The sequence below is a fragment of the Microcoleus sp. CZ3-B2 genome (genome assembly GCF_036705055.1).
Classification (GTDB): Bacteria; Cyanobacteriota; Cyanobacteriia; order Cyanobacteriales; family Microcoleaceae; genus Microcoleus.
The window spans coordinates 16,690-30,873 of record NZ_JAUBTN010000028.1 but is presented as its reverse complement, the minus strand read 5'-3'; the positions used below and the strand labels follow the sequence as shown (position 1 = coordinate 30,873).

Genomic DNA, 14,184 nt, shown 5'->3' with positions numbered 1-14,184 from the left:
GTGAAACGCTGATTTGATTATAATAGCATTAACAACCACCGTCAATAACTTAGGACTTGCGCTATTTAACTCGATTTTTACGATAAATATAGAGCTTTGCAGAGTCACACCTGCACATCAACCTGCTTGAGTGGTGCTTTTGTCTACCGCGCCTTGTCATTCCCGAATTTCGATTTTTTAATAGATACTATAACGATAAGAAAAGCAAATTTAAAAACGAAATCTTAACCATAATTTAATAACTATTTACCTGTTTTTTAATTCTACGATCTAAAACTTGTACGGGTAACTTGAAATGTCTAAAATCTAAAACCTCAGAACAAGTTTGAGGTTTTAGATTTAAATCGCTGTTCCCTTGCGATCGCCCCGATCGCACTTTTGTTAGCCGTGACTATATTTCAAAAATCCCGATTCCCGATTCTTGAGTGCGTGAATATACGCAAACAATATAAAATTTTTATAATTGTATGTCTTGTACAAGGCTAACATTGCGAAACTTGTTTTGAAAATACTACACCTGCTTACCGTGAAAATACGTATTTACAGGCATTATTCAGCTTGTTATCAACCTTTAAAAAGTTGCCAGAAAGACAGACAGGGGAGCAATTGCTGAATGTTTTAAACAAGATTTAAACTATCGCATCTGGCTCGGATGAGTATCCCAAAAAACTGTAATATTTCACTTAAAAAGTTTATGCTTAAAAGATAGCCCGGGATTAAATATACAGTACATCCCTGAGAACCATGTCATACTGCAACCAATCCATCTGTCGATCGCGCAATCCTGCTGAAATGTGCGACACTGCTGCGAGTTGGCAGCTTATAGCCGATCGACTAACGGTAGAATTGAGCAACACGCGCGCGAAGCTTCATACCGAAATCGATCGGCTAAAACAAGAAAACGAAACCCTCCACGCCGCCCTCAGTTGTTCCCCAATTTTCCTGTGGGCAACTGACAAAGACGGCAGGTTAACCCTTGCTTCCGGCAAAAAATTAGAAAATTTGGGGTTCAAACAACCTGTAACTGTCGGACTGTCGATTTTTGAAGTTTACGGCAGTCAGCCAGATATTTTAGAAAATATTGCCGGGGTAATAGCAGGAAAAGATCGCACTTGGAATGCCCCAGTCGGGCATTTTATTCACGAAATTCGATCGACAGCGCTGCGAGATGCAAGGGGGGAAATTGTCGGGGCTGTCGGTATTTCTACCGATATTACCGATCGCCAAAAGTCGATCGCCACTCTCGAAACAGCAAATCAAGAATTAGAAAACAGACTTCAGCAGCAAACAACAGCCTTCAATGCAGCACTTGCCGAAAGCGAAAAAAAGTACCGCAACCTTGTAGAGACCTCCCAAGAACTTATTTGGTCGATCGATATTCAAGGCATCTTAACTTTTGTCAATACCGCCGCCAAACGCATCTACGGTTACGACCCCCCAGAAATGATCGGCCGCCGCTTTACTGAGTTTTTAATTCCCCAACAAAAAAACAAACAAATAGAAATATTTGCACAACTTTTAGCTAGAACCAGCCTTCAGCAACAAACCCCCAATTCTCCTTACGAAATAGAACAAGTTCGCAAAGACGGTAGCCCCGTCCACCTGCGCGTCAACAGCATCATCAACCAAGGTGAAAACGGCGCTATTTTAGGTATGTGCGGAACCGCAACAGATATTAGCGATCGCAAGCGATCGGAAGCAGCACTCCAAGAAGCCACAGACCAACTTCGCGCCGTCTTAGATGCAGTGCCCGGACTCATTTCTTGGATCGGTTCAGATTTGCGGTATATAGGAGTCAACCAGCATTTAGCCACCTCCTTCCAACTGTCTCCAGAAAGCTTTGTCGGTCAAGAAATCAACTTTCTCGACAAAGGATCGGCTTTTGGAGAACTGATCCGAAACTTTTTTGACAGTTCATCTCAACAAATCTGGCAAGAAATAGACATAGAAATTAATGGCAACACCCGCAATTATCTGATAGTAGCTCAGAAATATCATCAAGGAACCGCAGCAGTTTCGGTAGGAATAGACATTACCGACCGCAAGCGCGCCGAAGCTCAAAAAACCGAACTAATCGCTTCTTTACAAGAATCTGAGCACAAATTACGCAGCCTTTACGAAGCCACCAGCGACGCAGTAATGCTACTAGACGAACAAGCATTTTTTGACTGTAACGTCGCCACCCTCAGAATATTTGGTTGTAGCAATCAAGAACAGTTCTACGGGAAAAAACCAAGCGAATTTTCCCCGCAATTTCAGCCCAACGGACAAGACTCCCGCAGGTTAGCCGCCCAGAAAATATCAACAGCAATGCAAACAGGTAGCTGTCGCTTTGACTGGGTACACAAACGGCTAGACGGTTCAGAATTTCCAGCCGAAGTGCTGTTAAATGCAATGGAAATTAACGGCCGCAAAGTAATTCAAGCAGTAGTGCGAGACATTACAGACCGGAAGCGCGACGAAGATCGGATCAAAGCATCCCTCGCAGAAAAAGAAGTCCTCTTCAAAGAAATTCACCACCGCGTCAAAAATAACCTGCAAGTAATTTCCAGTTTGCTCAAACTTCAGTCCCGCTACATCAAAGACAGCAGGGTTACTGAAATGTTAAAAGAAAGTCAAAACAGAGTCATGTCAATGGCCCTGGTTCACGAACAATTGTATCAATCCAAAGATTTTTCAAACATTGACTTTGCTGAATATATCCAAAATCTTGCCCACAATTTATTTCAAGCTTATGAAACTCATGCAGAAAGCGTCAAATTGCAAACAAATATTGCGCCGTGTTATATGAATATTGACGAGGCCGTTCCTTGCGGATTAATTATCAACGAACTTGTGACCAATGCACTAAAATATGCTTTTGAAGGAGAAATCGCAGGTACAATCAACATAGACTTTAGTTTAGAAAATGACAGGGTTTGCGTGCTAACTGTAAGCGACAGTGGTGTTGGTTTTCCTCAAGACTTAGATTATCGAAATGCCCGCACATTGGGTTTGCGACTTGTCGGATCTTTAGTTAAGCAAATTAGGGGGAAAATAGAGCTACTAGAAACAACAGGCACGACTTTTAAAATAACATTTTCTCAACAACAATAGCCATCTTCGGAGAGAAAAAAATATGCCTAATAAAAAAATTCTGATAGTTGAAGACGAAAGCATTATTGCCGAAGACATTTCCGACAGCTTAATATCTCTGGGTTATAGAATCACTGATATTGTCTATTCAGGAGAAGAAGCAATTCAATCGGCAACAGAATCTCGACCAGATTTAGTTTTAATGGATGTTAACCTGCAAGGAGAAATCGACGGTATTACAGCAGCAGAAGTAATTCGATCGCGCTTGGCAATTCCGGTAATTTATCTAACAGCCTATGCTGACGAAAATACTTTGCGACGGGTCAATTCAACCAAACCATTCGGCTATATTGTTAAACCATTTGAAGAAAAAAACTTGCACACAACTATTCAAATAGCTCTGCACCGACATCAGCACGACTGCTTGACAAACTTGCCAAATCGTTCGCTGTTGCGAGAGCAGCTAAGTCAGATATTAGACAAACACAAAAACTTGCCAGCAATGATTCCGGTTATGACTCTTAGTTTAGATAAAATCAACAGGATTAACAGTACATTTGGACACGATATTGGCGACTTTGTACTTTGTAAAATTGCCGAACGGCTGAGTAACTGCACGGATAAAATTAATATAGTGGCTCGTTTGGAAGCTGCTGAATTTGCAATTGTTATCGAACCAGTTGCCAAAAAACAGGATGCTGTCAAAATTGCTCAAAATATTTTAGATATTGTAGCCCAACCTATAATGGCCAGAGGCTCCGAACTGTACGTCACGGCGAGTATCGGCATTTGTTTATCTCCAAACGACGGCAGCAATGGAGACGAACTACTGAAAAATGCTTATACAGCCATGTATAATTCTCAGGAGAAAGGAGGAAATAACTATCAATTTTATACCGCTAAAAATGCAATTATTTCCATTAATAAACTTAGTCAAGAAAATTGTCTTCGCCATGCTTTGAAACGCTCGGAATTTGAAGTTTATTATGAACCAAAAATACAAATTGAAACCGGAAAAATTGTTGGTGCTGAAGCATTAGTGCGCTGGAATCATCCAAAAAGAGGTCGAGTTTCCCCTGGGGAATTCATTCCAATGGCTGAAGAAATGGGCTTAATTGCACCGCTGGGCGAATGGGTTTTAGAGACTGCTTGCAGGCAAACTAAAGCGTGGCAAATTGAGGGTTTACCTCCGCTGCGGGTAGCAGTCAATGTGTCAGCCCGCCAGTTTGAAGGCAAAAATTTGACGGAGAGAGTCAGCCAGATATTGAGAGAAACTAATCTCGATCCTAAATGTCTGGAATTAGAATTGACGGAAGGTCTGATTTTGCAAGATGAAACGGCTGCGGCGGGAGCTTTTCAGGTATGGAGAGATATGGGGATTAGGATAGCGATTGATGATTTTGGGATTGGGTATTCTTCTTTGAGTTATCCGAAACGCTTTGTATTTGATGCGCTCAAAATTGACAAGAGTTTTATTCGGGATATTGCGGACGATCGCCAAAATGCAGCGATTACAGTAGCGATTATTCAAATGGCGCACTCTCTGAATATGACTGTGATTGCTGAGGGGGTAGAAAATGAGCGGGAACTTGCGTTTTTGTGCGCCCGCGATTGCGACGAAATTCAAGGCTATTTTTTCAGTCAGGCTTTACCAGCGGCTGAGTTTGAGGCCTTGCTCAAAAGCGATAAGCGTTGGGAACTATAGCAGTTTTCAGGTAAGCAATTTCAGGCAAAATAGTACCCAAAAGCGGTTCGCGCGTGCGGAATGCGAGTCCGCAAAAGAGCAGACTCGCATTCCACACGGGCGATCGAATTTTAGGAATGAAATTTTAACTGAATGTGAGTGGGAAGTCCCGCACCCTACCTGTACTCAGGTGGGTGACGGGATGAAAACGAACCAGAAACAAGTTGAGCGATAGCGAATCAGTGATACAATTGCACTATCTTGACCACTATCCTCCTAGGCGAAAACCAAGCTAAACGGAGCGTGTAGCCAGAAAAAGTATGGGTCTTAGGAACTAGGACTCCTGCCTGTGGAGGGAAGATCAGACTACTTGCTTCAACGGATAGCAACAGCACATCCCAATGAATCAGGAAGCCAGTGCTGTATGCTACGCATCAGCGTCTGGTAGTTCACCTGTAAAGACTCGCCACATATTCGCCGTAACCGTTATAGGGCAAAGTCGGGCGAGTTTCCCACGACCAACTGTTACCGGGGCCGACGACTCTTTCGCTGGCTTGAGACCATCTGGGGTGAGGTTGGTCGGGGTTAACATTGGCTTCAAAAGCGTATTCGTTGGGGCCGACTGTATTCCAAAAAGTAGCGGGTTGTTTTTCGACAAATTCAATTTTGACGATCGACTTTGCGCCCTTAAAACCGTACTTCCAAGGAATCACTTCTCGCAGCGGCGCACCGTTTTGTTTTGGTAGCTGCCGCCCGTACAAGCCCGTAGCAAAAAATGCTAAATCGTTGGCCATTTCCTCAATCCGCAGACCTTCGGTGTAAGGCCAAGGATAAAATTGTGACATTAAACCGGGGCCTGGAGTAATTTTTTTGTCATAAAACGAGGTGAAGCGAACGAATTTAGCATTTGATTGTGGTTCGACATCAGCCATGAGTAATTTCATGGGAAATCCGACCCAAGGAACTACCATTGCCCATGCTTCTACACAGCGAAATCGATAAACTCGTTCTTCGATGGGAAATTTTTTGTAGATGTCGTCAATGTCGTAAGTGCGGGGATTTTTGACTAAACCTGCTACTTCTACTTTCCAGTTTTCTGTTGGCAAAGCTTGAGCGGCTTGCCAAATAGATTTTGTGCCGCCGTATTCGTAAAAGTTGTTATATTTTGTAGCTAAGGCTTCGTCGGTAATTGCTCGATCGACTTTTGCGAAGTTAGAATTCCGGGTCAATCCCGAATATGCTTGGGTTGAGCTTTTGTCCATAGCGGTTTTTGAACTATCGCTGCTTTGACAGCTTGTCAGCGGCAGCAACGAAGCAGTCACGCCAGCGCCGATTAAATTTGTCATGAAGCGGCGGCGGTTGAGAAAGGCTGTTTCTGAGGTAATTTGGGGATCGAGAATTTCCCAAGATTTAGGAATGCGAATGAAGGGCATAAGTAATAGTTAAAAGTTAGTAGTTCGTCGGGCGAAATTTGCCCAAATTTCAATTTTTTAGTTTATTTGAAATTTGAGATTTACTCAGGGCGATCGGAGGATAGGGGAGTTTTGGCAATGCCTCGCGATGGCTTGACTTGGCGCTGCGAGCAAAATTATTGTATCCGCAATGACAGTATAGCCTAATTCGTTGAGAGCGAGTTCTGCCGAATAATGTCACGGCACGCGGGCGATCGACCTATTATACCAATTTCATAAAGTAGTGCTAGATATTAGCCCCCCAACGGTAGCTTAGTAAGGGGGGGCTAGGACTTGATCCATAACACAGCTTTAGAAAAATGGTATTAAACCTCCATCGCAGGAAAGTCAGTAATAATTAACGCGCGATCGACCGCAGGAATTGTCACTAAAATCTTGGAAACAATTATCATGAAGCAAAGCAATGATTCAAATTATTTAATTTGTCCAAAGGAAGCGGCACGCACCGCCCCGCTTTCCTCTCCCACTCCTGGCTTTAAGTCGGACGGGGGTCTCCAGCGGAAAGAGAAATGAGTTACTGCATCAATCCCAATTGCCAGAATCCAGAAAATCTCGATCGCGCCACAGCCTGCAAAAGCTGCGAGTCAAACTTGCTGCTAAAAGGTCGCTACCGAGTATTTCACCCCCTCGGTCAAAGTCTCGGTTGCCGCACCTTCTTAGCAGTCGATGAAGACCAACCAACCCAACCCCGCTGCGTCATTCAACAGTTTTGTGGCTCAGTGCCCTCAGTCGCCGACAATGGCGGACAGCTAAACCAGACATTTCGCAGCGACGCCAGCGTCCTCGACGAGTTGGGTAAACATCCCCAAATACCGAAACTGCTGGCATTTTTTGAAGTAGAAGGCTGCCAGTATTTAGTGCAAGAATACATCCCCGGTCGCAATTTGGCCGATCGACTGTCGCAAAAAGGCGTACTGAAAGAAATTCACATTTGGTATTTGCTGAGCGAATTGTTGCCAGTCCTGCAACTGGTTCACGACCATCAACTAATTCACCGAGACATCAAACCCTCCAATATTATTCACCGCAAAACCAGCCAAAATGGCTTAATAACGGCGGGTAAAGAGGATGTAGGTACTCTACCCTGGGAGGAGGAATCGGGACTGGTTTTAGTCGATTTCGGCGCGGCAATTCCTGCCAACAGCGGGCCGCTGAAAACAGAAACAGTGACTGGTTCGGCCGAATTCGCCGCTCCCGAACAAATCAAAGGTCAAGCTATTTTGAGCAGCGACATCTACAGTTTGGGCGTGACTTGCATTCATTTGTTAACGGGAATGTCGCCCTTTGATTTGTTTGATATCAAAGGGGACACTTGGGCCTGGAGGCACTATTTGAAAATACCTGTTTCGAGCAGACTCGGCCGCATCCTGGATAAAATGGTAGAACGAGAAGCATCAAAACGCTATCGATCGACCGAAGCAATTCTCAGAGACATAAAATACGGCCCGACACCGATAGACGCGATTGTCAACAAACCCAGGGTGACTTTGGCTTTGTGGGGAGGAGCCGCCGTTGCCCTAATTTCAGTGCTGCTGGGTTCTGGCTTGTCATCGACAGTACCGGAGGCTTTCACTTCTTCCGAACCGGTTTCCAGCATTCCCGAAATTCGGTTCGAGCCGCCCCCGATGCAGAATTTCAGCAGCGAGCCATTGCAGTCAGGCCCTGCAGTTCGCACTCTCGCAGAGCAAGACAAAAACCCGGTGTGGGCTGTAGCAGTCAGTCCCAACGGCCGCGTCATAGTCAGCGGCAACAATGACGGGACAATTCGCCTGCTGCACAAGCGTCACGGCAAAATACTCAAAGTTATCTCAGCACATTTGGGGCCCGTGTGGTCGGTGGCTGTCAGTCCCGACGGCCGGACGATCGCCAGCGGTGGTGCAGACGGTACGATTAAATTGTGGAATTTCTATTCTGGCAAGTTAATTCGGACGTTGGACGGAGACAAAGATGGCGTGTTCTCAGTTGTTTTCAGTCCCGATGGCCGAGTCCTCGCCAGTGTCGGTAAAGACAATACATTGAAACTGTGGCAAGTCGAAGGCGGTGCCGAGTTGCAAACCCTCAAGGGGATTACCGACGAAGTGTATTCAGTGGCTTTCAGTCCCAACAAAGATACTTTGTTTGCGGGCAAGGGCGACGGTACGATCGAGATGTGGAATTGGAAGACTGGGGAATTCCAAGCGACTCTCACGGGTCATGTCGATGCTGTTTCGGCTTTGGTTGTCAGCCCGGATGGTAATATTTTGGGCAGCGGCGGTTGGGACAACACGGTGAGGATTTGGGATGTCACCACGAATCACGGGCCGCAGCCCTCGGGCGAGGTGACTTTTACCGGTCATGCCGATCGCATCCAGTCTTTAGCTTTCAGTCCCGACAGCGAGACGCTAGCGAGCGGCGATTTGAGCGGTACTATCAAGCTGTGGGCGATGGATAGCGGGGAACAGGGTACGCTCAAAGGTCATTCGACTTGGGTGGAACTGGCTTTTAATCCTCAAGACAAAACCTTGATCAGCGGCAGTTATGACGACACGATTAAGGTGTGGCGACTGTCTCCTTGATTTTTCTATTCTTTCTTGGAACAATCTTTAACCATAATCTTTGATTTGGTTGGGGATTGTTCAAAACTCGGCGATTGAAATTGCTTAAGAGTCAAACTTTCGTCCATTCCCAGCAGGTTGAATATCCTAAAATTTATGACCGCAAATTCCGAGTTAACACAGCAGTATTTGTCAGCGGGCGAGAACCTGCAGAAATTGGGAAAATTTGAGGAGGCGATCGCCCAATACCAACAAATATTAGCACTCAAACCGGATGCGGCGGTTGCGTGCAGCAAGATAGCAGAAGTTTATTATACGCAACAGAAATATGTAGAGGCGATCGCCTCCTGCTACCAAACACTGCGCCAGCAACCAAATTTCGCCCCAGCCTACAAAACCCTAGGCAATATCCTGCAAGCTCAAGGTAAAATAGAAGCGGCGGCGCGCGCCTACTCCAAGGCGATCGAATTTGACCCAAAATTAGTTGCAGCCTATGTTAACCTAGGCAGTATGTGTTACAAACAAGGCTTGCCGGATGATGCGATAACTTATTATCAAAAGGCGATCGCTATTCAACCAGATTTAGCCGCCGCTTATTGGAATTTAGGCAAACTTTTGGAAGAGCAAGGGCGAATTAATGAAGGTTTATTTTATCAAAAAAAAGCTCTAAATTTACAGCCTGATTTATAAGCTAGAAGCAATTCAGTAAAAAATCACACTTACTGAAGAGCAATGTTATAGTCAAAATAATTCAATTATTAATAAATGCAAGCTGGAGCGAAATGACAATCAACCAGAATCCGCTCGAATTCCTAACCGCTAAAGTACAAGAAACTGTTGCCGATACCCAAAACTTAGGCAACCAAATTGTGGCTAAAGTTGAGGAAAGTGCAACTGTATTAACGGCGTGGGTACAGTCAGCGCCAAGTTCAATGGTTAGCGCCGGGGCGATCGCCAGTCAAGAAGCTTTTAAAATAGCACACAACATCCGTTTTGAGAACCTGCCAACAAACCTGCAATGGAAATTTGCGAGGGCTGGGATGCGTGACGGCATCCGAAACGTTCAAGAAGCAGCAACAATATTTGAATCCATACCCGCCCAAATTCGCGCCCAAGGCCCCGAAGCAATTCGCAACTTCTGTCAAGATAAAGATTGGAGTCACATCCAAGCGCACGTCAATGGAGGCGGTAGCGAAGCTGCTAACGGGATTTTTGAACATTTTTGGGTAAATCGGGCTCGCGGCGGTAAAGACATGACTGCGGCCGAATTAGCCGTCGCTAAGCAAGTTTTAGCGGATGCAGCATTTAAAGCAGCAGTTGCTGAAGTTGTTGGGGCTGCAATGAAAGGGGCGATCGCCGCAGCAGTAATTGAGTTAATATTTTCGATCTTAGAAAATTCGCTATTGTGCGTTGAAGGCAAAATTACCCAGTCAGAGTTAGTCTCAGAAGTCGCTACCGCCACAGCTAAAGCTGGCCTTGCTGGCGGTGCAATTACCGCGATTCTCTTAACACTCTGCATGATATTTCCCCCGATTGCCGCGCTTTTAGGTGCCGCTGCGATGCCCTTGGCGGTTGCAGGTGTTGGTTTTATGGGAATTCGTGGCTGGGAAATCTTTTGTCATGGCGATCGTATATTTGGTATTACTGAACAAGCACAAAAATTTCTGGGGATGAATGAAGCGACAACTTAAACAGTTGACAGTTGACAGTTGACAGTTGACAGTTGACAGTTGTGATACCCGAATCATATCGTTTCTGGTTGCATCGTCAGGTGATTTAACCGGCGCTAGAACACAGAGTACACAGAGTCCGAGAATATATATCTGAATCATTCCGATGAAGAGAGGATTTGATATCAAACCGTTGATGAAGCCCGGATTTAAGACTCTATTCATGATAGTTATTTATGTCCGCGCTTTTGGGTGGCGGTTGCTTCTAGCAATATTTTCAGATGATTGGGAAATATAAATAGTATGGATTCAGTAGAAAAAACTCAAGATCAGCAGCATCCGCAATACAAGCGCGATCGAGCCAGTGTCGATAGTTTATTAACAGGAGAAGCAACCGACTACAATTTATCGGAATTAGCAAGATTAATCATTCGCTACCGAGGCTTTCCCGGCGCTAGAGATATTCAATCAGACTTAAAAAAAGTCCTGCAACAATGGAATCATACCGAAGAAACTCTTTACGAACAAACCCGTAAAATTCACGCCACAGGTGAAGTTTACAGGAAACAAAAAAGCGACCAAGAAGATTGGCTTTAATCTCAAATCTGCAATATCAATTCCGGTTGAATCGAAATTAATATTACCCGAAATCAGGACACGGCACTGCCGTGTCCTGATTTCCGGTAACTATTTTTAAACCATCTCAGCCGAAACAGGCATTGCAGGCTGCGGCTGGAACTGGAACAGCGAATAAACCACATTGCGGCGGATATCCGTCATCATGTCCAAAAACAGCTCGTAACCTTCAGTTTTGTACTCGATTAGCGGGTCTTTTTGTCCGTAACCGCGCAACCCGACAGACTCGCGCAAAGCATCCATTTGCTGCAAGTGTTCTCGCCACAAAGTATCAATTTGCTGCAAGATAAAGAACCGCTCAGCATCGCGCATCAATTCCGCTCGGATGGCATTAACTTCCGCTTCTTTCATGTCGTAAGCGTTGCGAACTTGTTCGTGGAGGAAAGTTTTAATTTCCTCAACCGACAAATCCTCTAATTGATCGGGAGTCATGTCAGCTAGGAGATAAACAAATTCCTTCACTTTGCTGACAAGTTTTTCTAGTTCCCATTCTTCTGAAGGCAACTCGGGATTGATGTATGCTCCCACGATATCGTCCATCGTTTGTTCGGCATATTTAATTACCTGTTCCTTCGAGTCCAAACCTTCCAAGACTCGGCGGCGTTCTGCATAGATTGCTCGACGTTGATTGTTCATCACTTCGTCGTATTCAAATACCTGTTTGCGGATGTCGTAGTAGTAGGTTTCGACTTTTTTCTGAGCGCCTTCGAGGGAACGAGTCAGCATTCCAGATTCGATCGGCATATCTTCCTCAACACCGAAAGCCTTCATCAAACTTGCTACCCGTTCGCCACCGAAAATCCTGAGCAAATTGTCTTCCAAACTCAAGAAAAACCGCGTAGAACCGGGGTCTCCTTGGCGTCCCGCCCGGCCCCGCAACTGATTGTCAATCCGGCGCGATTCGTGGCGTTCGGTACCGATGACGTGGAGGCCTCCCAACTGCACAACTTCATCGTGTTCGGTGCTGGTAAAAGCGTCGTATTCGCTGCGAGTTAAATTGTAAGCTTCCCGCAATTTTTGAATTACGATGTCTTTTGTCGGCGCTTTTTCCGAGGCTACAGCCACAATGTCATCGGCTTTCAATTCCGAGAGCGATCGCTCCCCGTACTCCTTCACCGCCAATTCCACCGCCGCCTTGAGCATTTGCTCAGCATCTTTCGATAGCTGCGTGGGGAAAATCTGCGCCGAAGCTTTCCAAGACTTGACCTTTTTGGCAGTTTGACCAAAACCTTGAGCTGCGGGGCGGCCGCCAATACCGGGAACTTGCACCAGCGAAAACCCTTCTTCATCCTCCGGCTGCACGATCCGGGGCATCAAGTATTCCCGCAACTTGAGCCGCCCCATGTACTCAGAATTACCGCCCAAAATGATGTCTGTACCGCGTCCTGCCATGTTAGTGGCGATCGTCACAGCGCCTTTGCGTCCGGCTTGAGCGATAATTTCCGACTCCCGTTCCACGTTTTCCGGTTTCGCGTTGAGCAAATTGTGAGGAATCTTGAGTTCTTGGAGCAGCCGCGACAGCAACTCGGATTTTTCTACGCTCGTGGTGCCCACCAGCACCGGGCGACCGATTTCGTGCATTTCGGCACATTCTTGGGCGATCGCCTTCCATTTCCCAGCCTCCGCCTTGTAAACCATATCCGAAAGGTCAGCGCGGCTCGTCACCCGGTTAGTAGGAATCAGCGTCACTTCCAGACTGTAAATCTTCTCAAATTCGGTTTCTTCAGTCTTCGCCGTCCCAGTCATTCCCGACAGCTTCGGATAAAGCAAAAAGAAATTCTGATAGGTAATCGTCGCCAGCGTCTGAGTTTCCGGCTGAATTTCCGCGTGTTCCTTCGCTTCTATCGCCTGGTGCAAACCGTCGCTCCAGCGCCTTCCGGGCATCACCCTGCCGGTAAACTCATCGACAATCACCACTTCGCGATCGGGATTGACAATGTAATTAATATCCTTAATAAACAATTCCTTCGCCTTAATCGCATTAAAAATGTAATGCGCCCAAGGGTCAGCCGGGTCGTACAAATCCGTAACGCCCAACAACCGCTCAGCTTCCCCAAACCCTTCATCGGTCAATAGCACATTCCGAGCCTTTTCGTCAACCTCGTAATGTTCCTCATTTTCCTTTCTCAGAGCAGCAGCTACCTCAGCCGCCCGCAGATACTTCTCGCTGGGGCGTTCCACCTGGCCGGAAATAATTAGAGGTGTGCGGGCTTCATCAATCAGCACCGAGTCAACCTCGTCAATTACGCAGAAATTAAAAGGACGCTGCACGACATCTTCCATGACAGTAGCCATGTTGTCCCGCAAATAATCAAAACCCACTTCGCTGTTCGTCGCGTAAGTAATATCGCAGTTATAATTTTGCTTGCGTTCCGCCTGATCCATGCCCTGCTGGATCAACCCCACCGTCAATCCCAAGAAGCGGTGCACCTGCCCCATCCATTCCGCGTCCCGCCTTGCGAGATAATCGTTGACAGTGATGATGTGTACGCCTTTACCGTTGAGGGCGTTGAGGTAAGCCGGCAGCGTCGCCACCAGAGTTTTGCCTTCACCGGTTTTCATTTCGGCAATTTGGCCTTTGTGGAGGATGATGCCGCCGAGGAGTTGGACATCAAAGTGGCGCATTCCCAAAACCCGCTGTCCCGCTTCCCGCACCACTGCAAAAGCTTCTGGCAAGATTTCGTCTAGGATTTCTTTCTCTTCGTTGAGAGATTTAGCTTTTGCCAGACGTTCTTGAAACTCGGCAGTTTTCCCTCTGAGGCCGTCGTCTGAGAGGGTGCGGAAGTCTTCTTCCAAGATATTGATATCAGCTACCCAAGGCTGAAATTTTCTCAGTTTGCGCGCGTTGGGATCGCCTAACAGATTTTTAAACATGGCAGGAGAGGCAGATTTTTAATAATTTAGCTATTAGCTTTCAGGGTTACGGGCTGTAGTGTTAGCCACAACATTTACCTTTCCAGATTGTAGCAGAAGACCGGGCGGTTGAAACCGCGCCTGTACAGACACTCGCGCCCATTGCCAAGGGTTGAATAAGATCGGGCTATTGAGATTATCTGATTGCATTCAGTCCGGTTGGCATGGACTTTGTTTGTACGGGCGCGATTTCAACCGCC

At 46.1% G+C, this 14,184-nt stretch carries 8 protein-coding genes; 6 read left to right on the top strand and 2 right to left on the bottom strand.

Annotated elements, in window-relative coordinates; genetic code table 11:
* The first annotated feature begins 744 nt into the window (after positions 1–744).
* Both QUA97_RS14710 and QUA97_RS14705 read left to right on the top strand, forming a co-directional pair.
* The gene (locus QUA97_RS14710; protein ID WP_194069140.1) at positions 745–3,096 is read left to right on the top strand and encodes a PAS domain S-box protein; all 2,352 of its coding nucleotides are present in this window, start codon (positions 745–747) and stop codon (positions 3,094–3,096) included.
* Positions 3,097–3,118: 22 nt separating this feature from the next.
* Positions 3,119–4,780, top strand: a complete 1,662-nt coding sequence (locus QUA97_RS14705; RefSeq protein ID WP_194069182.1) for a putative bifunctional diguanylate cyclase/phosphodiesterase — start codon at positions 3,119–3,121, stop codon at positions 4,778–4,780.
* Between the two features lie 428 nt (positions 4,781–5,208).
* On the opposite strand, the gene msrP is transcribed toward QUA97_RS14705, so the two are convergent.
* A complete protein-coding gene (gene msrP, locus QUA97_RS14700; protein WP_333195046.1) occupies positions 5,209–6,192 on the bottom strand; it encodes a protein-methionine-sulfoxide reductase catalytic subunit MsrP in 984 nt (327 codons plus the stop codon).
* Between the two features lie 548 nt (positions 6,193–6,740).
* Between msrP and QUA97_RS14695 the strand changes: the two genes are divergently transcribed.
* The 4 genes from QUA97_RS14695 to QUA97_RS14680 all read left to right on the top strand — a co-directional run bounded on the left by QUA97_RS14695 (position 6,741) and on the right by QUA97_RS14680 (position 11,032).
* Positions 6,741–8,786, top strand: coding sequence for a serine/threonine-protein kinase (locus tag QUA97_RS14695; RefSeq protein WP_333195045.1), 2,046 nt, complete (start codon positions 6,741–6,743; stop codon positions 8,784–8,786).
* Positions 8,787–8,921: 135 nt separating this feature from the next.
* The gene (locus tag QUA97_RS14690) at positions 8,922–9,455 is read left to right on the top strand and encodes a tetratricopeptide repeat protein (RefSeq protein ID WP_194069189.1); all 534 of its coding nucleotides are present in this window, start codon (positions 8,922–8,924) and stop codon (positions 9,453–9,455) included.
* 92 nt (positions 9,456–9,547) lie between these two features.
* Positions 9,548–10,456: a hypothetical protein gene (locus QUA97_RS14685; RefSeq protein WP_194069191.1), complete on the top strand. Its 909-nt coding sequence runs from the start codon at positions 9,548–9,550 to the stop codon at positions 10,454–10,456.
* A 282-nt stretch (positions 10,457–10,738) separates the two neighbouring features.
* A complete protein-coding gene (locus QUA97_RS14680; RefSeq protein ID WP_194069193.1) occupies positions 10,739–11,032 on the top strand; it encodes a DUF3288 family protein in 294 nt (97 codons plus the stop codon).
* 96 nt (positions 11,033–11,128) lie between these two features.
* On the opposite strand, the gene secA is transcribed toward QUA97_RS14680, so the two are convergent.
* Entirely contained in the window at positions 11,129–13,945 is a 2,817-nt protein-coding gene (gene secA / locus QUA97_RS14675) for a preprotein translocase subunit SecA (RefSeq protein WP_194069195.1), read from the bottom strand.
* Between the last annotated feature and the right edge of the window lie 239 nt (positions 13,946–14,184).

Bases quoted from the DNA above. Each gene is read 5' to 3' on its own strand.
- QUA97_RS14690 (WP_194069189.1), top strand. From the start codon at position 8,922: ATGACCGCAAATTCCGAGTTAACACAGCAGTATTTGTCAGCGGGCGAG.
- QUA97_RS14705 (WP_194069182.1), top strand. From the start codon at position 3,119: ATGCCTAATAAAAAAATTCTGATAGTTGAAGACGAAAGCATTATTGCC.
- QUA97_RS14710 (WP_194069140.1), top strand. From the start codon at position 745: ATGTCATACTGCAACCAATCCATCTGTCGATCGCGCAATCCTGCTGAA.
- QUA97_RS14680 (WP_194069193.1), top strand. From the start codon at position 10,739: ATGGATTCAGTAGAAAAAACTCAAGATCAGCAGCATCCGCAATACAAG.
- QUA97_RS14685 (WP_194069191.1), top strand. From the start codon at position 9,548: ATGACAATCAACCAGAATCCGCTCGAATTCCTAACCGCTAAAGTACAA.
- msrP (WP_333195046.1), bottom strand. From the start codon at position 6,192: ATGCCCTTCATTCGCATTCCTAAATCTTGGGAAATTCTCGATCCCCAA.
- secA (WP_194069195.1), bottom strand. From the start codon at position 13,945: ATGTTTAAAAATCTGTTAGGCGATCCCAACGCGCGCAAACTGAGAAAA.
- QUA97_RS14695 (WP_333195045.1), top strand. From the start codon at position 6,741: ATGAGTTACTGCATCAATCCCAATTGCCAGAATCCAGAAAATCTCGAT.